Annotated in this window: 24 protein-coding genes and 1 pseudogene; 9 read left to right on the top strand and 16 right to left on the bottom strand. The window is 67.5% G+C overall.

The features are described from left to right. The 7 genes from FJY88_04715 to elbB all read right to left on the bottom strand — a co-directional run. On the bottom strand, positions 1–993 hold a 993-nt coding region (locus tag FJY88_04715), incomplete at its 3' end, for an NADH-quinone oxidoreductase subunit F (GenBank protein MBM3286637.1). Beyond that, on the bottom strand, positions 980–1453 hold the full coding sequence (locus FJY88_04710) for an NAD(P)H-dependent oxidoreductase subunit E (GenBank protein MBM3286636.1): 474 nt from the start codon (positions 1451–1453) through the stop codon (positions 980–982). The genes FJY88_04715 and FJY88_04710, both read right to left, overlap by 14 nt. Before the next feature lie 75 nt (positions 1454–1528). Continuing rightward, positions 1529–1900: a serine kinase gene (locus tag FJY88_04705; GenBank protein ID MBM3286635.1), complete on the bottom strand. Its 372-nt coding sequence runs from the start codon at positions 1898–1900 to the stop codon at positions 1529–1531. A 5-nt stretch (positions 1901–1905) separates the two neighbouring features. Beyond that, entirely contained in the window at positions 1906–2427 is a 522-nt protein-coding gene (locus FJY88_04700) for a hypothetical protein (protein ID MBM3286634.1), read from the bottom strand. Positions 2428–2870: 443 nt separating this feature from the next. Beyond that, positions 2871–3575, bottom strand: a complete 705-nt coding sequence (gene nth, locus FJY88_04695; GenBank protein MBM3286633.1) for an endonuclease III — start codon at positions 3573–3575, stop codon at positions 2871–2873. Beyond that, positions 3572–5233, bottom strand: coding sequence for a histidinol-phosphatase (locus tag FJY88_04690; protein MBM3286632.1), 1662 nt, complete (start codon positions 5231–5233; stop codon positions 3572–3574). The genes nth and FJY88_04690 overlap by 4 nt, the downstream gene beginning before the upstream one ends. A gap of 15 nt (positions 5234–5248) precedes the next feature. Next, positions 5249–5914 (bottom strand): isoprenoid biosynthesis glyoxalase ElbB, encoded by a 666-nt coding sequence (gene elbB, locus FJY88_04685; GenBank protein MBM3286631.1) that lies wholly within the window; start codon positions 5912–5914, stop codon positions 5249–5251. A gap of 179 nt (positions 5915–6093) precedes the next feature. On the opposite strand from elbB, the gene dxs reads away from it, so the two are divergent. Continuing rightward, a complete protein-coding gene (gene dxs / locus FJY88_04680; protein MBM3286630.1) occupies positions 6094–8031 on the top strand; it encodes a 1-deoxy-D-xylulose-5-phosphate synthase in 1938 nt (645 codons plus the stop codon). Then, complete coding sequence (locus FJY88_04675) at positions 7856–11482, top strand: response regulator (GenBank protein ID MBM3286629.1); 3627 nt, start codon at positions 7856–7858, stop codon at positions 11480–11482. The genes dxs and FJY88_04675 overlap by 176 nt, the downstream gene beginning before the upstream one ends. Positions 11483–11507: 25 nt before the next feature. Here the strand turns inward: FJY88_04675 and FJY88_04670 are convergent, their stop codons facing one another. Together FJY88_04670 and FJY88_04665 are read right to left on the bottom strand one after the other, a co-directional pair. Further along, positions 11508–11774 carry a hypothetical protein gene (locus FJY88_04670; protein ID MBM3286628.1) on the bottom strand — a complete coding sequence of 89 codons (267 nt, stop codon included), beginning with the start codon at positions 11772–11774 and terminating at the stop codon, positions 11508–11510. Between the two features lies 1 nt (position 11775). Then, complete coding sequence (locus tag FJY88_04665) at positions 11776–12123, bottom strand: hypothetical protein (protein ID MBM3286627.1); 348 nt, start codon at positions 12121–12123, stop codon at positions 11776–11778. A 266-nt stretch (positions 12124–12389) separates the two neighbouring features. On the opposite strand from FJY88_04665, the gene FJY88_04660 reads away from it, so the two are divergent. The 5 genes and pseudogenes from FJY88_04660 to FJY88_04640 all read left to right on the top strand — a co-directional run bounded on the left by FJY88_04660 (position 12390) and on the right by FJY88_04640 (position 16502). Next, the gene (locus tag FJY88_04660; protein ID MBM3286626.1) at positions 12390–13916 is read left to right on the top strand and encodes a leucyl aminopeptidase; all 1527 of its coding nucleotides are present in this window, start codon (positions 12390–12392) and stop codon (positions 13914–13916) included. After that, positions 13904–14866 carry a thioredoxin-disulfide reductase gene (gene trxB, locus FJY88_04655; GenBank protein ID MBM3286625.1) on the top strand — a complete coding sequence of 321 codons (963 nt, stop codon included), beginning with the start codon at positions 13904–13906 and terminating at the stop codon, positions 14864–14866. The genes FJY88_04660 and trxB overlap by 13 nt, the downstream gene beginning before the upstream one ends. 43 nt (positions 14867–14909) lie before the next feature. Further along, positions 14910–15542 (top strand): hypothetical protein, encoded by a 633-nt coding sequence (locus FJY88_04650; protein ID MBM3286624.1) that lies wholly within the window; start codon positions 14910–14912, stop codon positions 15540–15542. A gap of 5 nt (positions 15543–15547) precedes the next feature. After that, entirely contained in the window at positions 15548–16087 is a 540-nt protein-coding gene (gene def / locus FJY88_04645) for a peptide deformylase (protein MBM3286623.1), read from the top strand. Positions 16088–16094: 7 nt separating this feature from the next. Beyond that, positions 16095–16502: pseudogene (locus FJY88_04640) on the top strand (hypothetical protein). Between the two features lie 42 nt (positions 16503–16544). Here the strand turns inward: FJY88_04640 and FJY88_04635 are convergent. The 7 genes from FJY88_04635 to FJY88_04605 form a co-directional block, all read right to left on the bottom strand. Beyond that, positions 16545–17168: a YfiR family protein gene (locus FJY88_04635; protein ID MBM3286622.1), complete on the bottom strand. Its 624-nt coding sequence runs from the start codon at positions 17166–17168 to the stop codon at positions 16545–16547. A gap of 234 nt (positions 17169–17402) precedes the next feature. Beyond that, positions 17403–18563: an acyl-CoA dehydrogenase gene (locus FJY88_04630; GenBank protein ID MBM3286621.1), complete on the bottom strand. Its 1161-nt coding sequence runs from the start codon at positions 18561–18563 to the stop codon at positions 17403–17405. Between the two features lie 75 nt (positions 18564–18638). Next, complete coding sequence (locus tag FJY88_04625; GenBank protein ID MBM3286620.1) at positions 18639–19640, bottom strand: hypothetical protein; 1002 nt, start codon at positions 19638–19640, stop codon at positions 18639–18641. Positions 19641–19812: 172 nt separating this feature from the next. Continuing rightward, positions 19813–21681, bottom strand: coding sequence for a hypothetical protein (locus FJY88_04620; GenBank protein ID MBM3286619.1), 1869 nt, complete (start codon positions 21679–21681; stop codon positions 19813–19815). Further along, positions 21678–22352, bottom strand: a complete 675-nt coding sequence (locus FJY88_04615; GenBank protein ID MBM3286618.1) for a hypothetical protein — start codon at positions 22350–22352, stop codon at positions 21678–21680. The genes FJY88_04620 and FJY88_04615 overlap by 4 nt, the downstream gene beginning before the upstream one ends. A gap of 2 nt (positions 22353–22354) precedes the next feature. Further along, positions 22355–23692 (bottom strand): isocitrate dehydrogenase (NADP(+)), encoded by a 1338-nt coding sequence (gene icd / locus FJY88_04610; protein MBM3286617.1) that lies wholly within the window; start codon positions 23690–23692, stop codon positions 22355–22357. After that, positions 23622–24788: an acyl-CoA dehydrogenase gene (locus FJY88_04605; protein MBM3286616.1), complete on the bottom strand. Its 1167-nt coding sequence runs from the start codon at positions 24786–24788 to the stop codon at positions 23622–23624. Before FJY88_04605 ends, icd begins: the two co-directional genes overlap by 71 nt. 336 nt (positions 24789–25124) lie before the next feature. Here FJY88_04605 and rpsU point away from each other — a divergent pair, with 336 nt between their 5' ends. Continuing rightward, on the top strand, positions 25125–25319 hold the full coding sequence (rpsU, locus tag FJY88_04600; GenBank protein ID MBM3286615.1) for a 30S ribosomal protein S21: 195 nt from the start codon (positions 25125–25127) through the stop codon (positions 25317–25319). A 56-nt stretch (positions 25320–25375) separates the two neighbouring features. After that, on the top strand, positions 25376–25700 hold a 325-nt coding region (locus tag FJY88_04595), incomplete at its 3' end, for a hypothetical protein (protein ID MBM3286614.1).

Here is a 25700-nt window from a genome sequence, read left to right as displayed (position 1 = left end):
CTCGCTGGCCGGAAAGGGAGGACGCGTGCGCGGCATTCCCCTGCGTCCTTCAATGCTCGCGATGAGTGCGGTCTCCTCTCCGCAGACGAACGCCCCTGCGCCCTCCTTGATTCTGATATCGAAGCTGAAATCGCTTCCGAGGATCCGCTCGCCCAGGACCCCGATCTCTCTCATCTGAGAAATGGCCGTCCGCAACCTCTGGACGGCCAGCGGATACTCGGCCCTCACGTAGACATATCCATGGGACGCGCCGATTGCATACCCTGCGATCAGCATCCCCTCGAGGACCGCGTGCGGATCCCCTTCGAGAAGGGAACGGTTCATGAACGCCCCCGGATCGCCTTCGTCCGCGTTGCATATCAGATAGCGGCAGTCGCTCTCGGTCTCGCGGCACGTGAGCCATTTGCGCCAGGTCGGGAAGCCCGCGCCGCCACGCCCCCGGAGTCCCGCGCTCTTGACGGTTTCCAGGACATCGGTCCAGGACCGGGAGAGGGCGCTCTCGATCGCCTCGTATCCGTCACGGGCCAGGTAGTGGTCGATGCTGGCCGGGTCGATGATCCCGCAGTTGCGCAGAACGACGCGGGCCTGTCGAGCGAGCATCGGATGATCGAAGAATCGGGGGATGCCACCGTACCCGTCTTCGCCGAGGTGGCCCACAAGGTGGCGCCTGAAGACCTCTCCGCGCTCGAGAAAAGCGTCAAGCAGAGCGCAGGCGATCTCTGGAGTGACGTTCGAGTAGCTCACGCGGGGCTTTCCCGGCATCTGGATGTCCACAAGCGGTTCCAGGTAGCACGGACCGATGCACCCGACGCGGACGATATCCGCTCTGAATCCTCTGGCGGCCAGGTGCTCCTCGATCGCTCGAGTCACCTCGGCAGCCCCGGCTGCCAGACCGCAAGAGGCCGCGCCCACGTATAGAACGGGGTCCTCGCGGTTCTGAAGCCCGCTCCAGCTCTTCAGCGCGCGTCTTCTGGGCGCATCAAGAGTCTTCACCGCTCGCTTGCCTTCCCAGCAGATTCTGGATTTTCAGGACGGAGGCCTGGCTGTGGACCCTCGCATCCACAACGAGCACAGGGGCCAGGGCGCAGCAACCCAGGCATGCCACTCGCTCGAGTTGATACTTGCCGTCGGGCGTCGCGTCGCCCGGCTCGATCCCGAGGCGACGGCGGAAGACGTCCATGATCTGCTCGCCGCCTTTCACGTGGCAGGCGGTGCCCAGGCAGACCCTGATGACATGCTCCCCGGGCTTCGTGAATCGGAATTGGGAGAAGAACGTCGCGACTCCGTAAATCTCGTTCTCAGAGACCTTGAGCCACCGGGATACCAGGCGGACGGACTCCTCGGAAACGAAGCCGTCGAGCGATTGGATCGTCTGGAGAACGGGGATCAGGTCGGCGGGATCTCCGTCGAAACCGCTCAGATCGGGGCGGGGGGGAACGACGGCGGTTTTCATCGCTCCCTCGCGTTGTCCGCGGCAGGGGCCGAAGCCGCGAACCGGTCAGAGAGCATGTTGCGAAACTCGGGTGCCTCAGTACCCAAGTTCCGTGAGCTTCTTGGCGAACGCCCAGGTGTCGAGGTCATAGGTGAAGAGGCCGATGCCGGCCCTGTTGGCCAGCTCGATCACGTCCTCCGTTGGTTTCCTGCCTCTGACGATGACGACCATGGCCACGTTCACGAGGTTCGCCGCCGCGACCAGGCTCTTGTGAGTCTGTAGCGTGATGAGAACGCTGTTGGCTTTCGCGCCCGTGATGATGTCCGAGACCATGTCGGAGATGTAGACTTGATCCACGTCTCTGTCTCTGTATTCGTTGATCGGCCTTATGTCCGTCATTGCGACGATCTCGGAAACCTTCATCAGCCTTCTTCCTTTCCGTGAGGCCGGGTTGCCTGGCACCGCCATCGCCCCTAGTAGATCTCTGTCAGACCCGTGTCAGCGATGATGGTCCCCTCACAGGTATCCACGCTGCTGCACATGCTGCAGGGGACGACGGTGATCCTCCGAGCGCTGGCCTCCGCGTCTTGGTTGAAGTACTCGTTCAACGCCTCGATCCCCTCAGGGCTCACGCAGCGCCCCGAGGGATGCTTGCTGTTTCCGCACAGGGCCACGTACACCCACGACCCCGGGCTCTGCTTCGTGACGAGCCGTCCGACGGGGCACGCGGGGTCGTCGCAGGTGGACATCATGAGGGCCGTCATGTCATCGAGATCCACCTGCCGGCCGCACTCCGTGCACTTGAGATGGAACTTCACTGCCTGGAAGCTCCCTTGGTAGATCCAGTAGTGGCGGCCTTCCTTGTACTCGTCGACAGGCGGGACCGGTTCGCCAGAGAAGAAGGAACTGCGGGCGCCGCACTCATAGCAGGCTTCGGCGACGAGATAGCCGGCCCGCAGATCAGTCATGACCCACCTGTGGCGATGTGAACTCATGGGCCCTCCACATGATGAGGCCGAATGCGCTTGCGACCAGGATAGAGCAGCACCGATCGCTCCGCAAGCGGAACCAGGGGCGGTCCCCTCGTGCGGCCGTGAGGCGCTCGAGGGACCGCTGCGTTACGGGCTTCGCGATCCCTCTTGCCAGGAGCGGATCTGCTCTTTCGTCCAGGCCAGTGCGGGATTGCGAATGACGTTGACGTGGACGATGCGCCGGGACTCGATTTCCATGACAACGAACAGATAGGCGACAGCGAAGAGGGCGGTGTGCTGGGTGAGGAAGTCGCATGCCCAGACCGCTCGGGCATGGTTGCGAGTGAAGGTGCGCCAGGTCTGATCCCCGCGGGGGGAGCCATGACGAGGGACCCTGTAGCGGCGGATCGTGCTACCGCGCCCGTCCTCGACCCCACCCGGCGGGCTCCGCGCAGCCGACGCCCTGCCTAGCGACCGTGCCGGGCCCCCGAAGGCGTCCCGCGACCCCGCGCGGCGAAGGGGCACCGCTGCGCCAGCAGGCACGCATCGCACCTGGGCGCCCGGGCCGCGCAGACCTGCCGCCCGTGCAAGATGATCCGGTGCGAGAGCGATGTCCAGTCCGTCCGAGGGAACAGCGCCATCAGGTCGGCCTCGATCTTCACGGGATCCTCCTGGTCCGTGAGACCCAGCCTCCGGCTGACGCGCGCGACGTGCGTGTCGACGGCGATCCCCTCTTGCCGGCCGAACGACGCGCCCAGGATGACATTCGCGGTCTTGCGGCCGACGCCGGGGAGAGTGAGGAGCTCGTCCATGGACGAGGGGACCTCGCCGCCGAAGGCCTCGACCATTCGCGCGCAGGTGCCCAGGATGCTCTTCGCCTTGTTCCTGAAGAAGCCGGTGCTGTGGATCATCTTCTCGAGACCCGCCTGACCCAGCTCGAGGTAGGCCTCGGGAGTCGGGCAGCGCCGGAACAGCTCGGGGGTGACCTGGTTCACGCGGGCGTCGGTGCACTGGGCCGATAGAACCGTGGCGACGTACAGCTCGAGCGGGGTGGCATGATCGAGCGTGCAGCGGGCCTCCGGATAGGCCCGCGCGAGCCGGCCGGCGATCCAGCGGGCGAGCGGCCTGATCGCGGCGACGCGCCCCGCCTCCGTCTTTCCCGTCGCTCTCATGCCCCCGGGCCCCCGCGTCCCCGCTTCGAGGCGAGCCAGCCCGCGATCTCCTCCGCGCTCAGGCTGTTCAACATCTCACGCGGCGTGAGTCCTCCCTTGGCGGCCGTGCCGACGGTGAGACGCGCGTCCGCCAGCCCTTCCGGGGCGTGGGCGTCGGGGTTGACCGAGATCCGGATTCCCAGGGCGAGCGCCCTCGAGATCCACCGCCAATCCAGGTCCAGCCGCTGGGGATGGGCGTTGAACTCCACGGAGACTCCGGCTTCCGCAGAGACGCGCAGCAGTCGCTCCAGATCGCAATCGTAGGGTTCGCGGCCGAGGAGGAGCCGTCCGGTGGGGTGCCCCCAGTGGGTCGTCGCCGGGTGGTTGAGGGCGCGCTCGATCCGATCGGTCATCGCTCGCCGCTCCATCTTCATCCGGCTGTGGATGGAGGCGACGACGAAATCCAGTTCCGCGAGCATCTCGTCGGAATAGTCGAGCGAGCCGTCCGGGAGGATGTCCGACTCGACTCCATGGAAGATCCGGATCGCCGGGTGCGCCCCCTGGATCGCGTCGATCGCCTTCCGCTGCGCGCGGAGGCGCTCTTCCGAGAGTCCGTTGGCATAGAAGGCCGAGCGCGAGTGGTCCGCGATCCCGATCCAGCGGTAGCCCAGCCTCTCGGCCTCGGCGACCATCTGCTCGAGCGTTCCCGTCCCGTCGCTCTCCGTCGTGTGGACGTGGAAGACGCCGTGGATCGCCTCGGGTCCGGCGAGCGTCCGCGGGGGAGTGGAGTCGCCGACCGGCCCTTCCCTGAGCAGGGGGTGGAAGAAGGGCAGGCCGAGCGCCTCGTAGATCTCCTCCTCCGTCGCTCCGCGGACCTCCCCGCCTTCACGGAAGCCGCCAGGGCCGAGCGACAAGCCCAGAGCGGCCGCGCGGGAGGCCAGGTCCTCGCGGTGTGCCGGAGCCGAACTCTTCCAGAGCCAGCAGGCGTCGAAGGCGGCGGCCGGGACGGAGATCGTCCTGCATGGGACTCCGCTCTCGGTCGCCGGCGATTCGGGGACCGCGCCGCCCGCCACGGGGATCTCCACGATGAAGAGGACCTCAGAGATCGTCTCGAGCTGCCTGCGCAGCTCTCCTGCGATCTCGACTCTCCCCGTCCCTGCGAGATCGCGGGAGAGGACCTCCTCCGCGGCCTTCCAGGCCGCCGGGAGCAGGAATCGTCCCTCCCCGCGGTGGAATGCCTGCACGGCGCGCAGCAGGTTCTCCTCGCTCTTGGCGCCGAAGCCCGGAAGCGTCCGGAGACGGTTCTCGTGGATCGCGTACTCCAGATCCGAGAGGCTCGCCACGCCGAGGGCCTCGTGGATCGCCCGCAGCCGCTTGGGCCCGAGACCGGGGATCGAGAGCATCCGCCGCAGCTCCTCCGGCAGGACGGCCCGAAGCTCGTCGAGGAGCGGGGAGCGGCCCCGTCGGCAGAGAGCCTCGATCTGCTCGGCCGTCGACTTGCCGATTCCCCGGATCGAGGTGAGGAGCCCTTCCTCGAGGAGCTCCTCCGGCGCGCGCTCGAGCGTCTCGATCGCGCGGGCCGCCGAGGCGAAGGCGCGGGACTTGAAGGGATTCTCTCCGCGCAGCTCCAGCAGGACGGAGATCTCCTCCAGCGCCGCCGCGATCTGCTTTCGATTCATGCCCACCTGTCGCTCCTAGGGCGCCAGCCGCACGACCTCCTTCACGAGAAGGGCGATGCCGTCGGCCGTCTGATCGATCGTCTCCGCGAGCATGTAGGCCGGCGTCGTCACGATCTTGTTGGCCGAGTCGACGCAGATCTCGCGGACTCCCCGGTTCGCATGCCGAACGCCCATCGACTCGAGCTTCGCCGCCGTCCCGGCGTCCGATCCGATGGTGATCTGGATGGGAGCGCCTTTCCTCCCGAAGATGCTCGCCAGGAGCGCGGGGGCAATGCAGATCGCTCCGATCGGCTTTCCCGCGCCGTGCATTTCGAGGAGGATCCGCTCCACCTCCGGGTGGGCCGCGCAGTCCCTTCCCTTCGCGGCGAAGTCGCATAGAACGCTGGCGGCGCCGAGTCCACCGGGGACGATGATCGCGTCCAGATCGGCGGCCCGGACCTGCCGCAGATCGCGGATCCGGCCGCGGGCGATTCGCGCCGCCTCGATGAGGGCGTTGCGTTTCTCGCCCGTGGCCTCGCCCTTCAAGTGATCGACCACCGCGCTCGTCGTGTCCGGAGCCATGCACACGGCCTCGGCTCCGTTTCTTGCGATTTCGAGCAGCGTGAAGACCGCCTCGTGGATTTCGCTTCCGTCCTTCACGCCGCACCCCGAAAGGATCACGCCGACCTTGGTGGTTCCCATCATGGCCTCCTTTGTTCCTCCGGCACGATACCGCACGGCTCCCGGCGGCTCAAGAAGGGCCCCCTTCCCCCGCGCGGCAGAGGGATCTGGCGGGGGACGGGGAGGGAGGGGAGCCCGCCCGGGCCCTCGCGTCGCGCTCCTTGACACCCGGTGACAAGGAGTCCTAGCGTTGATCTGGTATGTCCGAACCCCAACCATCGCTTCTCTCGCGGATCGACAGCCCCGAGGACCTGAAGTGCCTATCGGTCGAGGATCTGAATCGACTCTGCGCCGAGCTCCGCGCGTACGTCTGGGAGACGATCAGCCAGGTGGGAGGGCATCTCGCCGCGAGCCTGGGCGTCGTCGAGCTGACCGTCGCCCTGCACTACCTCTATGACACCCCGCGCGACCAGATCGTCTGGGATGTGGGCCATCAGTGCTACATCCACAAGGTGCTGACCGGACGGCGTGAGGCCCTGGCGACGATCCGCCAGCTCGGAGGCGTAAGCGGCTTCTGCAAGCGGAGCGAGAGCCCCTATGACGCGTTCGGGGCGGGGCACGCGAGCACCGCGATCTCAGCGGCCCTCGGCATCGCCACGGCCCGCGATCTGAACGGGGAGGACTTTCACGTCGTCGCCGTCGTCGGCGACGGCGGAATGACGGGCGGGCTCTCCTACGAGGGGCTGAACAACGCGGGAGCCGCCGGACGGCGCCTCGTCGTCATTCTGAACGACAACAAGATGTCGATCTCCCCGAACGTGGGGGCGATCTCGAGATACCTGACGAACATCATCTCGAGCCCCCTCTTCAACAGGGCGAAGGCGGAGGTCTGGCAGCTCTCCGAACGCTTCCCCAAGACCGAGAGCTTCCGCAAGATGGTTCGCAAGATCGAGGAGAGCCTGAAGGCGCTCCTCGTCCCCGGGATGCTCTTCGAGGACTTCGGATTCCGCTACCTCGGCCCGATCGACGGGCACGACCTGCGCATGCTTCTCTCTGTCATCGATCGCGTCAAGAAGATGGAAGGTCCGGTCCTCCTGCACGTCGTGACACGAAAGGGGAAGGGGATCGCTCCGGCCGAGGGGGACCCGCAGAGGTACCACGGCGTCAGGGGCGCGACCCCGATGTTCCAGAAGAACGGCAAGCTCGAGCCCGCTCCCTCGAAACCGACCTACACCGATGCTTTCGGGCGGGTGATCTGCAGACTCGCGGCGGAGGATCGGAGAGTCGTCGCCGTCACGGCCGCGATGGCGGAGGGGACGGGGCTCGTCGAGTTCAGCCGCAGATTCCCCGGGAGGTTCTTCGATGTCGGGATCGCGGAGGCGCACGCGACGCTCTTCTCGGCGGGGGTCGCCACCCGCGGGCTCAGGCCGGTGGCCGCCATCTACTCCTCCTTTCTCCAGCGCGCCTACGACCAGATCATCCATGACGTCGCCCTGCAACAACTCCCGGTCGTCTTCTGCATCGACAGGGCCGGCCTGGTCGGGGAGGACGGCCCGACGCATCACGGGGCGTTCGACCTCTCCTATCTCGGCATCGTTCCCGGTATGACGGTGGCCGCGCCGCGCAACGCGCGGGACCTCGCGAACCTCCTTTACACCGCACTGCAGCGAGACGAGGGCCCCTTCGCGATCCGGTATCCCCGGGGAACGATCCCGGACGGTATCGACCTTGCCGAGCTGGACGCCATGGATCTGGAAGCGGTCCCGATCGGATCCTGGGAGAGACTGCGGCCGGGGGACTCCATTGTTCTCCTCGCGGTCGGATCGATGGTCGATCCAGCCCTCGCCTGCGCGGAACGGCTCGACGCGACCGGCGCGCGTGTGGGGGTTGTGAGTTGTCGATTCGTGAAGCCGCTGGACGAGACGATGCTCTCGTCGATCGTCAGGAGCGCCGGACGGATCGTGACTCTCGAGGAAGGCTCCCTCGTTGGCGGTTTCGGACCGGCGATCGCGCGGAGGGTGCATGAGCTCTCCGCCGGAGTCCCGGTGCTGCAGCTGGGTCTGCCCGATCGATTCATCGAGCACGGCGCGAGATCCATCCTCCTCGATCGGGCCGGCCTGTCGCCCGATCGGCTGCACGCGCGCATCTCCGAGTGGGCGCGGGCATCCGCGCGCCCGGCGGTGTCGAGAAGCCTCTAGACGCCTCTCAACGGAGCCCGGGGAGCGAGGCCGCGCGACGGCAGGCCGAGCGAAGACGCCCGGCGAGGGGCGCGGGCCGCGACGGTTCCCTGCGCCCCGCCAGGTTCGTGTTCGCGGCCCGGGGCTTCGGGAACCGCCGGGGTCCCCGGACACGCCCCTTCCACCGCTCAGATCCGCCCTTCTCAAGGCCGGCCTGGAATCGGCCGATGGATCCTGGGAGGGACTTCCGTTGTCATCCAACGCATCCGGGCTGTCGCCAAGCTCCAGCGAGGCGGTTCGCGTCCTTCTGGTCGACGACAACGACGACCACGTGCGTCTCATCGCCCAGCTCCTCAGGGCGAGCCGCGATCCCAGGATCCTCCTGGAGACGTCGGGGGATCCCGAGAGCGCCGTGCGCCGGATCGACGAGGGCGTCTTCGACGCGATCCTTCTCGACTACTGTCTTCCCGGCCGCAACGGGCTCGAGGTCTTGCGGGAGGTCAACAGAGAGAGGCGCCGGCCCGTGATCATCCTCACCGGGCAGGGAGACGAGAAGACGGTCGTCGAGTTCTTCCACGCGGGCGCCTACGACTACCTTCTGAAGACCATGGATCGAGGCTTCGGCGAGACGCTCCGCCGGACCATTCGCGAGGTCATCAGGCGCGTCGCCTTGGAGCAGCAGGTCGAGCGCGCGAGGCTGCGCAGCGAGGCGGTTCTGGAGTCGCTCACCCAGATGGTCTGCTGCCTCGATCTCGACCTCCAAGTCCGGGAGTCGAACTCCTCCTTCCGCCGCTTCGTCCAGTCTTTCACGGGAGGTCTCCGGCCAGGGGCGACCGCCCCCGATCCGGTAGGCCTGTCGGTGCCTGATCTGATCGGTGACCCGGGGACGCGCGCGCAGAGAGTCGCGATGCTGCGGGCCATCATAGAGCAGGGCGAGACATTCCAAGAGGAGATCGAGATCGCGGTCGGCGGAAGCCCGCGGCTGCTCTTCGTCCAGGCCGTCCCGCTCCGCGTCGGGGAGGTCACTGAAGGTGTGGTCGTCTCCATGACCGACCTGACTGAGCAGCGGAGAGCCCTGCATCACCAGCTTCGACTGGCGCGCGCGGTCGACGCAAGCCTCGACGGCATCGTGATCACCGACCGGCGGGGGAGAATCGAGTACGTCAACCCCGCGTTCGTCCAGACGAGCGGCTATTCCTCCTCCCAGCTCCTCGGGAGGCGCTCTCGCTTCCTCCAGCCGATGCCCGGCAAGCCCCACACAGCCCGGGTCATCTGGGAGAACTTGTCCCGCGGCGAGGAGTGGCAGGGAGAGGTCGTCAATCGCAAGAAGGACGGCGGGATCTACATCGCTGACATGACGATCTCTCCGATCAGGGACGACGCAGGGCAGGTCCTCGGTTTCGTCTCGACCGAGCGGGACGTCACGGAGCGAAAGCTCTTCACCGACGAGCTCATCAAGGCCCGCGAAACCGCGGAGGAGACTCTTCGAGCGAAGGACATGTTCCTCGCGACGGTCTCGCACGAGCTCAGGACTCCGCTCACCAGCATCATCGGATTCGCCGATCTGCTGCTGATGGAGCCCGCCACGTCGGGGAACACGCGGTCGTTTGCGGAGAGCATCCTCCGCGGGGGTCGCACCCTGAAGCAGCTGATCGGCAACATCCTCGACTTCTCGCGCTTCGCCGCCGGGAGGTTCTACCTCGATCTCGAGGCGCTGCCCCTGCGGACCACGCTGGAGGAGGTGCTCGAGATCGTAGACTCCGAGGTCGCCGAGACGCCCTGCACCTTCACTCTCGATCTGGATCCGTCCCTTCCGGAGGATGTCGTGATCGACAGGATGAAGGTGCAGCAGGTGTTGCTGAACCTTCTCTCGAACGCGGCGAAGTACGCCGGGGGGAAGATCGAGCTTCGCGTGAGCCTTCTCTTCCAGTCGGGGACCGAAGGGGATCGTCCCGGTCGAAGCGGACGCTTCCTCCTCTTCTCGGTGAGCGATCGAGGCCCCGGGATCCCGGCGGAGCAGAGCGAGAGGATCTTCGAGGCCTTCGTGCAGCTCGAGACGGGGATCGCCCGGCGCCGCGGCGGGACGGGGCTGGGTCTCGCCATCTCGCGCCGGCTGGTCGAGCTCATGGGCGGGACGATCTGGGTGGAGGCCTCGCCGGAGAAGGGGTCGACCTTCCTCTTCACGCTTCCTCTGACGGCCCGAGCCGCCGGACCTGCGGGCGGCGCGACGGCGGGTTCGGCCGCTCAGGGCGATCGCGGCCTGCCGCTCTTGATCCACCGGGCGCCCGCGGCCTCGACGCCGGGAGAGGATGAGCTCGCGAGCTGGGGCTACCGGATCCAGGTGACGTCGACGGAATCGGAGTTGCAGCGCGCCCTGGAGACGGCCGAGCCGTTCGCCTGCGTCGTCTCGGCCGCAGGAGGCCTGTCCGACTCCCTTCGCGCCGTTGCGGAGTCGGCCTCCCTCGCCGGTGACCGCGTCGCGTGGTTTCTCATGGCCAGCCCGCCGGGAGCGGACGTCGTCTCGATGGGACGGATCATCCCGGTCGGCGAGAGCCTGGGTCCACGGAGCGTTGTCCGTCTCATGCGGGCCCTCGACCCGTTCCCCCCTGGGCGCAAGAGGCTTCTCGTCGATCCGCAGGACACGACGGGGGCCTACTGGGCGAGGGACGCTTTCGAGGATCGCGGGCTGCGGGTCATTGCGGCGGGCGGCGATGAGATCTCATCGCTCATGGACGCGGAGGAGATCGTCGTTCTCCTGCTCGACCTCGCCCGAGATCCCGCCCGCGCCCTCGCTCTCTGGCGCGACGTGGCCGATCGCGCCACCAGGCTCATCCTCGCCCTCCGCTACCCCCGCGGGGAACGCAAGGGATGGTGCGAGGCGCTGGACTCCGCCTGGCGCGAGCATGCCCTCGAGTTCCGTCCGCAGGCGGAGGCGAGATTGCGATGGATGCTCAACGCGATCCACACCTGCGGATCTCACGGACGGATCGCCCTTTCGACCGGCTTCGCCGACCCGGCCCGATCGGACGCCGACCAGAAGGGAACGATCGGCCGGCCGGATCGTCCGATCCTGGTCGTGGAGGACCACGCGGAGAACCTCGATCTGGTCTGCCGGATGCTCGCGTCCTTCAATCTGCCCTGGCACGGGGTCAAGAACGCCGCCGACGCCCTGGAGCATGTCAAGAAAGAGAGCCCAAGCCTGGTCCTGATGGACATCCAGATGCCCGGGATGGACGGTTATCACGCGACGCGGGCGATCCACAGGATGGCGGGGCGGGAGCATCTCCCGGTCGTGGCCATGACGGCGCACGTCGGAACTGAAGACCGAAGACGCTGCCACGAGGCAGGCTGCGTCGACTTCCTCGCCAAGCCGATCGAGCGCAGCGATCTCATGCGACTCCTGCAGCGCTGGCTCCCCTCCGCCGCCGCGACTCCGAGCCGGGAGCAGCAGGGGGGACGCCAGGCGGCCTGAGAACGCTTCCCGCGCCCGCCGGCCGCTAGATCGGGAACCAGTAGGTGATCTTGGCGAGGAATCTGTTTTCCGGCTCGTTTCTGAACAGGGCATCGGTCGAGACGGAGTTGTCAAAGCGCTCAGGATCGCTCCCGAATCTCCTCTCGCTGTAGGACTCGCGCCCGTGGGTCCAGACGAGGAACAGGGTGCTCCCGGGCCTGTACTCCCACCGGAAGACGGCATTCAGATTCGCCGAGGCGTAACGGAAGTCGAAGTCTTCAACCTGAAACCCGTCCACGGCGGATGGGATCAAGTCATACGTGTCCGCCGGCTCCGCGATCGGGATCCCAGGCGCGGAAATCGCCTCCCGGCTCGACGGCCCGCCAGGCGGCATCGTCCAGGCGGCCATCCACGCGGATCGACGGCGGCTCCTCCAGACGGGCCGCCACGATTTCGGGGAGGGTTTCGTCCTCGGGGCGCACGGTCGAGATGGAAGCGAGCGTGCGCTCCGGAAGAGTGAATCCCGTGAACCAGGCAAGGGAGACCCCTCCAGTCAGGGGATTCAGAGACAGGGCGATGACGGAGATCGCCACGCAACGGGCGGAGCGCGAAATCCTCCCGGGCTGCGCGGTGTGATCCAGGCGGGCGGCTCTTGCGTGCATGACCGGTGACCCTCCCATGACACCCCGGGGACACCCACGGAAGTGGGATCACCCCCAAGGACGGGAGAAGGCCCGCTCAGTCCAATGGATGCGAGCACGGGCCGAAAGCACGGGGCGCCTTCACGGGCCGTGGCCGGACCGAGGCTCGTCGCAGCGAGCCGTCCGGAACGGCTCCCGCGCCGCTGCGTCGTTGACATCGCGCGTGCGCGATTCGTAGGATATCTTGTTCTTTCGCAAGTGATAGCAGCCGAGCACATGGAGGGGATATGTCATTCAGCTCGATCGGGGAAGTGAAGCTCGCGGTGGGGGATCCATCGAGAGCCGAGGCGGACATCGTCGTTCTCGGCATTCATGAGGGGGCCGATCCGACAGCGGTCACGGAGGCCCTGGACAAGGCGGCCGGAGGGGCTCTCCGCAGAGCGATCGAGACGAAGGACTTCAAGGGGGAGGCGAACGAGGCGCTTCTTCTCTACCCCACGCAGGGCCCCGCGCGGCGGATTCTGCTCGTCGGCCTCGGCAAGCAGGCCGGCCTCACGAGAGAGAGGATCCGCTCCTCTGCGGCGACGGCCGCGCGCCGCTGCCGCGACCTCGGCGTGGCCAGGGCCTGCGCCTTCCTTTTTGGGCAGGGAACCGAGATCTCGGCCGAGGAGGCTGCCGAGGCCTTCGTCGAGGGGGCGCTGCTCGGGACCTTCCAGTACGTCGAATTCAAGACGAAGGACCGAGAGAAGATCAAGACGCTCGGGACCCTCGAGATCCTCGTGCCGGATGAGCGAATCCGCTCCGCCGCCGAAGGCGGCTTCTCCCGGGCCCGCGCTGTCGGCCTGGCGGTCAACTACGTGCGAACCCTCGCGGCCCACCCGGGCAATCACGCGACTCCCTCGTTCCTCGCCGCAGAGGCGGAGCGCTTGGCCGCCGACCCGGCCCGCTCGCTGCGCTGCACCATCTTCGATCGCGCCAAGATGAAGGATCTGGGCATGGGGGCGCTTCTGGGAGTGGCGAAGGGGTCTCACGAAGAGCCGCGGTTCATTCTTCTCGAGTACTCCGCGGGCGATCCCGGGGCATCCACGGTTGCCGTCGTCGGCAAGGGCCTCACCTTCGATGCCGGCGGAATCTCGATCAAGCCGTCGGCCAAGATGGAGGACATGAAGTTCGACATGTGCGGGGGCGCCGCGGTGCTGGGGATCATGTCGGTCCTCAAGGAGGCGGGCGTCAAGGTGAACGTCGTGGGCGCGGTCCCGGCGACGGAGAACCTCCCGGGAGGAGGCGCCTACAAGCCGGGGGACATCCTGCGCAGCTACTCCGGCAAGACGATCGAGATCCAGAACTGCGACGCGGAGGGCCGCCTGATCCTGGCGGACGCGCTCTCCTACGTGGCGCGCGTCCACAAGCCGGCCGCCATCGTGGACATGGCCACGTTGACGGGGGCCGTCGTGATCGCCCTGGGTCACTACGGGGCGGGGCTCCTCTCGAACGACGAGCCGCTGGCGGCCCGGATCGAGGATGCGAGCAAGCGGAGCGGCGACAGGCTCTGGCGCCTCCCGATCTGGGAGGAGATGAACGATCACCTGAAGAGCGACTTCGCCGATCTGAAGAACATCGGAGACGCCAGCGCGGGGGGCGGGACGATCATCGGAGGCGCCTTCCTGGGCAACTTCGTCGATGGGATCCCCTGGGCGCACATCGATATCGCGGGGACGGCCTACTGGGAGAAGGACCGTCCTCATCTCCCCAAGGGGCCGAGCGGGTATGGGGTTCGCCTGATCGTGGACCTCCTGCGGCACTGGGGCGGCTAGAGTCAGAGGAGGAGCGGCAAGTGAGTCATCATCGTCTAGTGATTCTCGGAACGGGCCCCGCGGGGCTCACGGCAGCCCTCTATGCCGCCCGGGCCGATCTCGAACCCCTGGTCGTGGACGGGATGCAGCCGGGCGGCCAGCTCATGATCACGACCGAGGTCGAGAACTTCCCGGGCTTCCCCGAGGGAATCACCGGTCCCGAGCTGATGGCCCGCTTGCGAGAGCAGGCTGAGAAGTTCGGGGCGAAGACGATCAACGGCAACGTCACGGCGACCGACCTGCGATCCAGCCCGAAGAGGATTGTCCTCGAGGGAGAAGAGCTGACTTGCGACGCCCTGATCATCGCGACCGGGGCGACGGCCCGGTGGCTCGGGATCCCGTCAGAGAAGGCCCTCATGGGGCATGGCGTCAGCGCCTGCGCGACATGCGATGGATTCTTCTTCCGCGGCAAGGAGATCGCGGTGATCGGGGGCGGCGACACCGCCATGGAGGAGGCGACTTTCCTCACCAAGTTCGCGGCCAAGGTGACCGTGATCCACCGCCGGGACGCCCTCCGGGCCTCGAAGGCGATGCAGGAGCGCGCCCGCCAGAATCCGAAGATCGACTTCCGCTGGAACTCGGTCGTGACCGAGGTGCTCGATGTCGCCCAGAAGAAGGTGACGGGGGTGCGCTGCAAGGATGTCGTCACGGGCAGGGAAGAGGTCCTGCCGGTCGGGGGACTCTTCCTCGCCATCGGGCACGTCCCGAACACCCTCCCATTCAAGGGGCAGATCGATCTCGACGAGAACGGATATGTCCTCACCGAGCCGAGGTCGACCCGAACGAACATCGCCGGCGTTTTCGCTGCGGGCGACGTGCAGGATCACGTCTACCGGCAGGCGATCTCGGCGGCGGGAAGCGGCTGCATGGCGGCTCTCGACGCGGAGAGGCATCTGGCGGGGGGGCACTAGGCGTGACCTGCGCAGGGACGGCGGCGCGCGGGGGCGGGACCTGATGAAGAGGATCCCTCTCTTTCCCCTCGACCTCGCCCTCTTTCCGGGGGAGGAGATCCGGCTGCACATCTTCGAGCCGCGCTATCGCAAGATGATCGGGCGCTGCGTCCAAGAGTCGCTCCATCTTGTGATCGTCCGCTATCGTGACGGCGTCGTGGCGAAGGTCGGCGCGGAGTCGAGGATCGAGCGGACCCTCAAGCGCTACCCCGACGGCAAGTCCGACATCCTGCTCCAGGCGCTGGAGCGGATCGCGATCGGCCCTACCAGCGAGCATGAGGACGGCTACCTCGAGGGGGAGGTCGCCCCGATCCAGGAGGAGTCGGAACAGATCGACCATGGCGTCGAGGACCGCCTGGACGAGCTGTACAGGAAGTACGCTGACGTCGTGGGGGACGTGCCGGTCGATCCTCCGCCGCGCGGACTGCGTTGGAGCTTTCGCCTCGGCGCAAGGTTCCGGCCCTCGATCGACCTCCGCCAGGAGATGCTCGAGATGACCAGCGAGAATGCCCGTCTGAAGCGCCTCCTCGGGCATGTGGAGGATCTGATCCCCTGGCTTGAGAAGAGGGAGAAGGGATCGACCCTGATCAAGGGAAACGGCCGCCTTCATCCGGACCTTCTGAAGGAGAAGCCGTGACCCGCATGGATCGGTCTCGACAGATGGCCCTCTTGCCGATTCGGATCTACGGCGACCCGATCCTGCGCACCAAGTCGGCGCCCGTCGAGAAGATAGATGCCGCCCTTCTTTCCTTCGCGCTCGACATGCTCGAGACGATGCGGGATGCGGAGGGGATCGGCCTTGCCGCCGTGCAGGTGGGCCGCCCGATCAGGATGCTGGTGGCCGACGTGGGCGCGCGGGCCCCGAAGGGAACGCCGAGGATCTTCATCAATCCCACGATCGTCGAGGCGGTCGGGGAGTCGATCTACGACGAGGGTTGTCTCAGCGTCCCGGGACTGAACGCTGAGATCTCCCGGCCCGAGAAGATCTTCCTGCGCTTCGCCGACGGCAAGGGGAAGGACCGGGAAGAGGAGTTCGACGGCTTGCTCGCGCGCGTGCTGCAGCACGAGATCGATCACCTGAACGGGGTGCTCTTCGTCGACTACCTGAGTCCCCTCCGCCGCGCTGTCGTCTCCCGGAAGCTGAAGGAGTACCAGAGAACGGGAAAGCGCGCCACGCTCTGAGCCCCGCCACGGGGAGGCCCACGCGGGCGCAGAGGACGTGGCGAAGGTCCTCATGCCGACGCCCGAGACCTGCCGCGCCTGCCACGAAGAGCGGGTCAGCCAGTTCATGGAGGGCAAGCACGCGCTGGCGTGGGCGGCCATGAAGGCGACGCCGACGCTCCACCACCAGCCGATGGCTTTCACGAGCGGCATGAGAGGCTGCGGGGGCTGCCACTTCTCGGTCAAGGAGGCCCGCCAGCCGCAGGCCTGCCAGACGTGCCGCATGTTCCTCGAGCACCGAATGCGCGCTTTCCAGGGGGCCTTCCACGCGAACCCGGACTACGCGTTCTGGTACGGATGGAGCGAGCTGGTGCAGGATCTGGCGGAGATCAAGGCGATGGCGGGGGAAATGCGGGAGAGAGGGTCGAGGCGCTGACGCGGGGGGCGGCGCGCCCGCCCCACGGCGCGAGAGGGGCGCCTACTGCTGCAGCGTCGCCACGGCGAGGAATCGCGCGTCGAACTCGCGTCCCTCGCCCCGAACCTGTAGAAGATTGACCATGATGTTGGGGGAGTTGTCCTTCTCGCCCAGCCAGATCCCGATGCCCCGGCGCTCCCAGCCCGGCACCCCGGCGAACGAGAGGCATCCGTTGCGGCGCGTCCACTCAAGGATCTCCGGGATGCTCCCCTGCACGCCCTCGGTCAGGTAGACGACCTCAACCGAGCCGTCATCGCGCGCGAGCAGATCTCGGATCGCCCGCCGCTCGGCCCGCAGCCGCCGGCCGGCGACCGTTTGTCCCTCATAGGGGGCGAGCTCCTGGAGCACATCGGTCGCGGCGGCGACCGATGTCGACTCGCGCGGCTGCTCGATCACGACGATGAGAAGCTCGTCCTCGGCACGGCCGGGGGTCGTCTGGTCGAAGGTGAGGATCTTCAGCAGGACGGCCACTTCCGTCGAGAGCGAAGCCGACGCCGTGGCAGAGGCCAGGGCGGGCGCGGCCGCGCCGCCCAGCTGCGACGCTGCAAGGAACAGGCCGATCAGGACGCGCACGCCTATCCGGCGGCGTCCAGAGCCCGCGTCCACGCGACCCGAGGGTGTGTACATCTGTGTTGTCGCCTTCCCGGGCCAGTCCGGCCCGGCGCCACTCCGTTATCGGCGGTCGGGACTGGGGAGTTTAGCCCTGCTTCGCTGCCGCGCCGCCCGGGCCTCCGCGCCGTTCGGGGAAGATGCGCGGGGGCGGCGCCGTAAGGCCCCCCGGGCCGCCGCGCGGGCCGCGGCGCCGGAGGGCCTGTCGGAGTGTCGTCAGGCGGAGCCTCCAGGGGCTCCCTTTCCCGATCGTCAGACGGTCACGCCGAGTTCCTTGATCATGGCCCGGCTGATCACGATCCGCTGGACCTGGTTGGTCCCCTCGTAGATCTGGGTGATCTTCGCGTCGCGCATGTACTTCTCGGCGGGGAAGTCCTTCATGAAGCCGTAGCCGCCCATCAGCTGGACGGCGTCGGTCGTCACCTTCATCGCCGTGTCGGTCGCGAAGACCTTGCACATCGCCGAGATCTTGGAGATGTTCTTCACCTGCGCGTCGACAGCCCTTGCCGTGGTGTAGACGAGCTGGCGCGCCGCCTCCGTCTGCGTCCCCATGTCCGCCACCATCCACTGGATCCCCTGGAAGGAGAGGATCTGCACGTCGAACTGGCGGCGCTCCGAGGTGTGGCGGATGGCGACCTCCATGGCTCCCTGCGCGAGTCCGACCGCCTGGGCGGCGACGCCCGGGCGGGCCCGATCGAGGGTCTCCATGGCGATGCGGAAGCCCTTGCCTTCCTCGCCGAGCATGTTGGCGGCCGGCACGCGGCAGTTGTCGAACTCCAGCTCGACGACCGGCACGCAGCGGATTCCCATCTTGTCCTCGATCTTGCCGATGCTGAATCCGGGCGTCGGCTTCTCGACGACGATGGCTGAGAGCCCGCGCGGGCCCTTGGAGGCCGGATCGGTCCGGCAGAAGACGGTGTAGTAGGTGGCGATCCCGCCGTTGGTGTTCCACTTCTTGTGCCCGTTGAGGATGTAGTGGTCGCCGTCTCGCCGGGCGGAGCAGCGGAGGCTGCCCGCGTCGCTTCCGGCATCCCGCTCCGAGAGGCCGAAGGAGATCATGGCCTCGCCGCGCGCCACAGGCGTGAGGTACTTCTTCTTCTGCTCTTCGGTGCCGGCGAGGAGGATCGGGAAGGAGCCGAGCGCGTTGACCGCGTAGGCGACACCGATCCCGCCACAGGCGCGGGAGAGCTCCTCGATGACGATGCAGAGATTCAGCAGGCCCGCCCCGTGCCCTCCGTATTCCTTCGGGATCCAGACGCCGGTCAGCCCGGCCTTCTTGAGCGCCTCGTGGATCTCCCACGGGTATTCCTGCTTGCGGTCGTACTCCGCGGCCACGGGCCGGATCACCTTCTCGGCGAACTCCCGAGTGCGCGCGCGGTACTCTCGGTTCTCCTGGGACAGGATCTCGTCCATCCTCTCACCTCTCTCGCCCCGAGCGGGGCGTCGCACGAATCGCGGCCTGATGCCGGATCGGACAGCGGCCTATCTCTACGATCCGCAGGGCGATCCCTTCGTCCTGCGGATCAGGGGAATCACGGCGTCGAGAACTCTCGCCCGCGCCTCATCCAGGGTGCCGGCGACGGTCGCCCCGGCGGCGAAGGCGTGGCCGCCGCCTCCCAGACTCAGGGCGGCCTCGTGGATCTCGGTCCTTCCCTTCGAGCGGAAGGAGACCCTCGTCTCCCCGCCCTCGACTTCTCGCAGAAGGACCGCGACCTCGACATGATTGAACTCGAGCATGAAGTTGACGGTGTCGCGCAGATCGTCCTCGCAGACCTCGTGCTGGCGCATCCAGTCGAGAGGCAGCCCGACAAGGGCCAGCTCCCCCTCCTCCTCGATCTGGATCGCGCCCAGGAGACGGCCGAGCAGGCGCATCTTGCCGACGGGGTTGCTCGCGAAGAGATGCCGGTAGACCTCGGTGGCGTCGACTCCTCTCGAGATCAGGTCGGCGGCCACGATGTGCGGGGAGGGGCTGTTGCGCACGTAGCGGAACGAGTGGGTGTCATAGGCCACGCTGGCATAGAGGCAGGTGGCGATCCTCGCGTCGATCGGCAGATCGAGGTAGTGCAGGATGAGGCGGTAGACCAGCTCGCCGGTCGAACAGGAGTCGGGATTCCCGTAGACGTCGGCACGCACGGCGCCGCGGACGGGGTGATGGTCGAGGAACAGGACGGGAACTCCGGAGGATCGGATCAGCTCTCCGACCCTGCCGAGCAGCGCCCACTGGTGCGTGTCGATCATGAGGGCCAGATCGGGAGGAGGGCACCCGAGATCCTCCCGGCCATTCTCGAGATGGACGAGGATCCCCTCCGGATCGAGGAAGCGGAAGCGCTCCGGAACCGGATCGGGCAGGCGGACATGGATCTCGGTGCCCGCTCCGCGGAGGGCGAGGGCGAGGGCGAGGACCGCGCCGATCCCGTCGCCATCGGGATCCTTGTGGGTGGAGAGCAGAATGCTGCGCGCGGCGCGAATCTTCTCTGCCAAGGCCTTCATCTGTGACGCCCCTGTTGGTTCCGGCCGATCTGTTGTCCGAAATTGGCGAACACCAAGGCTATCGTGGCCTCTCGCTGCGGTCAATGGCAATCGGGGGCTGGAGCGCGGATCGCGCGCGGCCTCATGCCGCGGATGCCGTCGATCCCCTCAGCGCACCAGCCAGACGATCCCCTCAGCGCCCCATCCAGACGATCCGCGCGGCCGCCGATCCGTCGCACGAGAGCCAGTAGATCCCGGGAGCCGCCTGACGCCCTCCGAGATCCCGCCCGTCCCATCGGCCGTCGCGGCCCCGCGCGACCGCTCGTCCCGCGCAGTCCAGGATGAGCGCATCCCGGCATGGGCCGATCCAGCCGACGGATCCGGACGTGGGATTGCCCAAGAGAGTCGGGGCGCGCCGCAGAGCGGCGGGAGCGGGCGTCGGGAGCCGCACGATTCCCCAGGCGAGCGGCGTGATCGGCGGATTGATCTGCGAAGGGGGCTTCGCCGCCTTGCTGAGCAGCGTGACCAGCTCCTCGCGCGTCCACTGCAGATCGCGGAAGCCCCCCCTGATCCCCGAGGAGACAAGCAGGCCGGCCGCACCCGCGACGTGCGGGGCGGCGGCCGATGTGCCGCGGAAGCCTCCGCCTCCGTAGATCGCCGTGGAGACTCCCACGGGCGCGCAGAGCTCCGGCTTGACGGGGCCCGACCCGTCCGTGGCGCCGCGGCTGCTGTAGGAGTCGAGCGTCTCGTCCATCCAGTAGGTCGCCCCGACGGCGATCACCGAGGGGCTGTCCGATGGAACCAGCAGGCTGCGGTCGGGCCTTGCATGCTCCTCCATGGTGACGCCCGATCCGACGCGGAAGACGTGGACCGCTCGGCTCCCCATGTTCCCCCGCGCGCGCCGCACGCGGGCCGCGACGGGGCGTCCGTCGGTCGAGGTCCATGCGAGATACCTGTAGGCGAAAGGATACGCTTCGCTCGACGCCAGGACCTGATCCCCCTCATCGACCAGTTCTAGTGTGAGATCGGTGGCGGAGGCGATCGGCCACTCATCCCAGAGCAGGATGAGGACCAGATCCTGGCCGGTCCGGAGATTGGCGAAGTCGAGACGCTCGTCGCCCGCGGCATCGAACTCGAGGCTGCCGTCGCCGTCCTCGTCGCGCCATCGGGTCCACGTGTGGCGCTCCGCCTCGTTTCCGGACGAGTTGACCCAGAGGATGTCGCTGCGCGCGGCCCTGTCGGCGATGTCGTTGATCGGCCCGATCCCCTCGAGGTTCCCGAAATACCAGCCTAGGGAGTGGCTGATGACCGAGACGTGCTCCTCGATCAGCCAGTCGACCGCCTTCTCCAGATCGAGAACCGTGTTCACATTGACGAGGTAGAGCCGCGCTCCCGGGGCGATGTCGTGGACGATCTCGGCGCACGCGACGCCGTGGTCCTCTCCTCCTCCTCCGATGTCTCCGTTCCCCTCGGGGCTGTCGAAGAAGGAGCGGACGACAAGATCCTCCGGGAGCTCGGTCCCGACAAATCGCTCATAGTCGGCGAATCCCTTGTCCAGGATCGCGATCCTGCTTCCCACGCCCGCGCAGCCGGGGCAGGCCTCCCGGAACTCCGGCACGAGCATCCCCGCGAGCCCTTCCGTCTCGACCTCGGCGCAGGGGACTCCGGCGGGGGGACGGAAGAGATAGCGAAGGCCGGGCAGCTCAGCGATGACCGGCAGATCGCGCCAGGCGATCACGGCCTGAGCGACCTCGCGCCCCTCGCCCTCCCACTCCATCGAGGGGGAGAGGCCCTCGCAGGCGGCCCGCAGCTCCCGCCAATCGAACTCCGGCTCGCGCAGAAGGAGCACGCGGGCGCGCAGGCGGACCGCCTCCTCCTCGTCCCATGCGATGAAAGGAGGTGCGGGGGGAACCGCCTTTGCCTCATTCCCCGCGGCCAGCCTCGCCAGGAAGGGCTCGAGGCGGGTGCCTCCGCTCCCCGGCTCAGAAGCCGATGCCGCGGCAGCCTGCGCGGCCGACAGGGACAGGAAGAGAACGGCGAGGCGCGCGATGCGTCCGTTCATGGGAGCCTCCAGTAGATCCGAAGCCCGAGAGATCCCGCGTTGACCTTCTCGGCGTTCGAAGGTTCGTACGTCTCGCCGCGAGTCACCTTCTTCTTGGCGCTGACGATGCTCGCGTACCCTTCCAGCCTGAGCTTCGGCGAGCGGTTCCGCTGGGCGCCCGCCACGAGGACCAGGCCCGGATGGAGGCTTCCCGCGGCGTCTCGATCTCCCTGCTCTCCGAGGAGCTTGTAGCGGAAGGACTCCTTGATCCAGAGCAGCTCGAGGCCGACTCCCGCATGCGGCGCGAGGGGCCCGTCGCGCAGCGGCAGCCGGAAGAGGATCTCGATCGGCACGAGCTGCAGCTTCGATTCGGCGGATGCGACGAAGAAGGGAGCGCCCGCGTGATCGCACTTGGACCATGAGTAACCGACCTCGACGGCAGTCGAGAAGGGGAGAGGTTCGATCAAGACCTCCCCCGCGGCATGGAGCGACGGGGCCGATCCATAGAGGTCGGCGAGGCCCGAATCGATCGGAAACCGGTATCCGATTCCCGGCGCTCCCGCGAAGCGGATCGATGCCGCGGCCGGCGTCGCGGAAAGCAGGAGCGCGACCGCGAGCGCCTGGACAAAGACCTTAGAAGGAGCGAGACGCGACATCCCAGCGCAGCGGCCGGCGCGCATCGACTTGCCCATGCTCACACCTCCTCCATCGCCGAGACGATGGCCTTCGCGAAGCCGGAGGTCGACAGGAGGGTCGCTCCCTCCATCTGCCTGTGAAGGTCGTAGGTCACCTGTCCGCGCGACACGGCCGCCGCGAGAGCCCCGCGGATGACGCGGGCGGCCTCCGGCCAGCCGATGTAATCGAACATCATCGCTCCCGAGAGGATGAGCGATCCCGGGTTGACCTTGTCCTGTCCCGCATATTTGGGAGCGGTCCCATGCGTGGCCTCGAAGAGGCCGATGCAATCGCCGACATTCGATCCGGGGGCCATGCCGAGGCCGCCGACCTGCGCCGCGCAGGCGTCGCTCAGGTAGTCGCCGTTCAGGTTCGGCGTCGCCAGGACCTCGTACTCGTCGGGCCGGAGCAGGATCTGCTGGAACATCGAATCGGCGATCCGGTCGTTGACGAGGATCTTCCCCGCGGGGATCGGCTTGCCTCCGAGGTCGTCCTCCAGGACGACGCGGTCGGGGAACTCCTCCCGCGCCAGGCTGTATCCCCAGTCCCGGAATGCCCCCTCCGTGAACTTCATGATGTTCCCCTTGTGGACCAATGTGACGCGCCTGCGTCCGTGCTCGATCGCGTGGCGGATCGCCAGGCGGACCAGCCTACGGGTCCCCGATACGCTGATCGGCTTGATGCCGATCCCGGAGTCGATCGGGATCTCCTTGCCCAGCCGCTCGGCGATGTAGCGGATCAGCCCGCGCGCCTCCGCCGTCCCCTCCGCCCACTCGATCCCCCTGTAGAGGTCCTCCATGTTCTCGCGGAAGATGACGATGTCGAGCTTCTGCGGCTCGCGGACGGGGGAGGGGACTCCGGGGATCCAGGAGACGGGGCGAACGCAGGCGTAGAGGTCGAGCTCCTGCCGGAGCGCAACGTTGAGGCTGCGGATCCCGCCTCCGACGGGGGTCGTGAGGGGGCCCTTGATCGCTACGCGGTAGTCGCGGATCGCCGCGAGCGTGTCGGACGGCAGCCATGTCGTCTCGCCATAGACACGGGTCGCCTTCTCCCCGGCGTAGACTTCGAACCAGGCCACCTTCCTCTCGCCCCGATAGACGCGGGCGACGGCCGCGTCGAAGACCAGCCTCGATGCCCCCCAGAGATCTCGGCCGATGCCGTCCCCTTCGATGAAGGGGAGGATCACATGGTCGGGCACTTCGAGGCGTCCGTCCCTGACCTCGATGGGTCGCCCCTCCGCCGGCGAGACGAGACGCTCGTAACGCAAGGTTTCCTCCTTCCTGCCGCTAGCGGTATGCCTCGATCCCGGTGATCGAGGCGCCCAGGATGAGCGCGTGGACGGTGTGCGTTCCCTCATAGGTCGAGACCGACTCGAGATTGACCAGGTGCCGGCCCACCGGGTACTCGTCCGTGATCCCGCTGGCGCCAAGCAGATCGCGCGCGTCGCGTGCGATCGTCAGGGCGGCGCGGACGTTCTCTCTCTTCGCGAGAGAGACGTGGTGGAAGCGCGCCTTCCCTTCTTCCTTCATGCGACCGAGGCGATAGGCGAGGAGCTGGCCCTTGGTGATCGCCGCCAGCATCTCGACGAGCCTCTCCTGGACGATCTGGTGCTTGGCGATCGGCCCATCGAACTGCGCCCGCGTCATTGCGTAGCGCAGGGCCTCGTGGTAGCAGGCCATCGCCGCACCCATCGCGCCCCAGGCGATCCCGTAGCGCGCCTGCGTGAGGCAATCGAGCGGCGCCTTCAGCCCGATCGCGCCCGGTAGCATCGCCTCGGTCCCCAGGCGGCAGTCCTCGAAGACGAGCTCCGAAGTCACGGAGGCCTTGAGGCTCCACTTCGTCTTGATCTCGTGAGCGGAGAACCCAGGCGTTCCGGCCTCGACGAGAAAGCCGCGGAATCCCTCTTCGGTGCGCGCCCAGACGACGGCGAGATCGGCGATCGACCCGCTGGTGATCCACATCTTCGATCCGTTGAGAACCCAGCCGCTGCCGTCCCTGCGCGCGCTCGTGCGCATCGCGCCCGGATTCGAGCCGGCATCTGCTTCGGTCAGGCCAAAGCAGCCGATCGCCTTGCCGGAGCGCAGAGGCGGAAGCCAGAGGCGGCGCTGCTCGTCGCTCCCGAAGGTGTGGATCGGGTACATGACCAGCGAGCCCTGCACGGAGGCGAAGCTCCTCAGGCCGCTGTCGCCCCGCTCGAGCTCCTGCTGGATCAAGCCGTAGGCCACCGGGCCGAGGTTCGGGCTCCCCTCGCCCGGGATGTGGGGTCCCAGGAATCCCATGGCGGCGATCTCGGGAATCAGCTCTGTTGGGAAGCGCGCTTCCTTCGCCCATCCGTTGATCCCGGGCAGGAAGCGTTCGTCGACCCACGAGCGAACCGTGTCTCGGATCATCCGCTCCTCGCCGGTGAGGAGGTCGTCGATTCGGTAGAAGTCGACCCCGACGTAGCCGTCCATGCTGGGTCCTCCGGTCTTTCCGCCCGGCGCCGCGCGATCGCGAAGGGCGCTCGCTCGCCGCGCATCTGTGCAGTGTAGGGGCAATCGCCCGCCCGCCGGAAGACTCGGTCTCGCCCGGCGACCCGCAGGCGCGGTTCCCGCGGCCTTCACGGCCGGGGGATGTCGAGCCTCGCGGGAGGCCGGAGAGCGGGGTGCGCGCGGGGTCGAGATGCCGTTGCCGCGGGGTTGACAGCGCCTTGCCCGAGCCGATAGTCTCCAATCACCAAGAAGGTTGGGTTGCGTGGGCGGCCCGCCGATCATCTCGAATCTATCCACAGTGAGGGGGTGGGATCCAGTTTGCCAGGGATTCGCGTGAAGGAAGGCGAGTCGTTCGAGAGCGCCTTACGGCGATTCAAGAAGAAGTGCGAGAAGGCGGGCATCCTCGCGGACGTTCGCAAGCATCAGCACTTCGAGAAGCCCAGCGAGAAGCGCAAGCGCAAGGAGAACGCCGCTCGGAGAAAGGGCACTTCGAGCCGGAGCTCGTACCGGTAGATCCGGGCCAAACCGCCTATCGAGGCCGGCCCGGTCGCGCCGGGCCGGCCATTTTCGTGAACCAACACGTACTAGGTCTGCTGGAGTTTCCCAAGGTCTGCCAGATGGTCGCCGAACGCGCCCACTCGGCGCGGGGCCGTCAGGGGGCACTTGCCCTGCGTCCGTGCGTCGATCGCGCCGCGGTCGAGGGCGAGCTCGATCGCGTGCGCCAGATGCGGGACCTCTGGATCGCCGGATACGACCCGGGGCCTGTCGAGATCGGCGAGCTCGAGCCGCTGATCGCGAGGCTCTTCATGGAAGAGGATCTCCTCGACCCGCTGGAGATCCTCGAGCTGCGGCGTTACCTGGATCTGAGTTCGCGCGTCCGGCGAACCCTGGGCC

The organism is Candidatus Eisenbacteria bacterium (assembly GCA_016867495.1).
Taxonomy (GTDB): domain Bacteria; phylum Eisenbacteria; class RBG-16-71-46; order CAIMUX01; family VGJL01; genus VGJL01.
This window is presented reverse-complemented; position numbering and strand designations above follow the sequence as displayed.

Excerpts from the sequence above, each read along its gene's own strand:
- FJY88_04710 (MBM3286636.1), bottom strand. The coding sequence starts at position 1,453 with ATGAAAACCGCCGTCGTTCCCCCCCGCCCCGATCTGAGCGGTTTCGAC.
- FJY88_04705 (MBM3286635.1), bottom strand. The coding sequence starts at position 1,900 with ATGGCGGTGCCAGGCAACCCGGCCTCACGGAAAGGAAGAAGGCTGATG.
- FJY88_04700 (MBM3286634.1), bottom strand. The coding sequence starts at position 2,427 with ATGAGTTCACATCGCCACAGGTGGGTCATGACTGATCTGCGGGCCGGC.
- nth (MBM3286633.1), bottom strand. The coding sequence starts at position 3,575 with ATGAGAGCGACGGGAAAGACGGAGGCGGGGCGCGTCGCCGCGATCAGG.
- FJY88_04690 (MBM3286632.1), bottom strand. The coding sequence starts at position 5,233 with ATGAATCGAAAGCAGATCGCGGCGGCGCTGGAGGAGATCTCCGTCCTG.
- elbB (MBM3286631.1), bottom strand. The coding sequence starts at position 5,914 with ATGGGAACCACCAAGGTCGGCGTGATCCTTTCGGGGTGCGGCGTGAAG.
- dxs (MBM3286630.1), top strand. The coding sequence starts at position 6,094 with ATGTCCGAACCCCAACCATCGCTTCTCTCGCGGATCGACAGCCCCGAG.
- FJY88_04675 (MBM3286629.1), top strand. The coding sequence starts at position 7,856 with ATGAGCTCTCCGCCGGAGTCCCGGTGCTGCAGCTGGGTCTGCCCGATC.
- FJY88_04665 (MBM3286627.1), bottom strand. The coding sequence starts at position 12,123 with ATGCACGCAAGAGCCGCCCGCCTGGATCACACCGCGCAGCCCGGGAGG.
- FJY88_04660 (MBM3286626.1), top strand. The coding sequence starts at position 12,390 with ATGTCATTCAGCTCGATCGGGGAAGTGAAGCTCGCGGTGGGGGATCCA.
- FJY88_04650 (MBM3286624.1), top strand. The coding sequence starts at position 14,910 with ATGAAGAGGATCCCTCTCTTTCCCCTCGACCTCGCCCTCTTTCCGGGG.
- def (MBM3286623.1), top strand. The coding sequence starts at position 15,548 with ATGGATCGGTCTCGACAGATGGCCCTCTTGCCGATTCGGATCTACGGC.
- FJY88_04635 (MBM3286622.1), bottom strand. The coding sequence starts at position 17,168 with ATGTACACACCCTCGGGTCGCGTGGACGCGGGCTCTGGACGCCGCCGG.
- FJY88_04630 (MBM3286621.1), bottom strand. The coding sequence starts at position 18,563 with ATGGACGAGATCCTGTCCCAGGAGAACCGAGAGTACCGCGCGCGCACT.
- FJY88_04625 (MBM3286620.1), bottom strand. The coding sequence starts at position 19,640 with ATGAAGGCCTTGGCAGAGAAGATTCGCGCCGCGCGCAGCATTCTGCTC.
- FJY88_04620 (MBM3286619.1), bottom strand. The coding sequence starts at position 21,681 with ATGAACGGACGCATCGCGCGCCTCGCCGTTCTCTTCCTGTCCCTGTCG.
- FJY88_04615 (MBM3286618.1), bottom strand. The coding sequence starts at position 22,352 with ATGGGCAAGTCGATGCGCGCCGGCCGCTGCGCTGGGATGTCGCGTCTC.
- icd (MBM3286617.1), bottom strand. The coding sequence starts at position 23,692 with ATGAGGGAACGCACACCGTCCACGCGCTCATCCTGGGCGCCTCGATCA.
- FJY88_04605 (MBM3286616.1), bottom strand. The coding sequence starts at position 24,788 with ATGGACGGCTACGTCGGGGTCGACTTCTACCGAATCGACGACCTCCTC.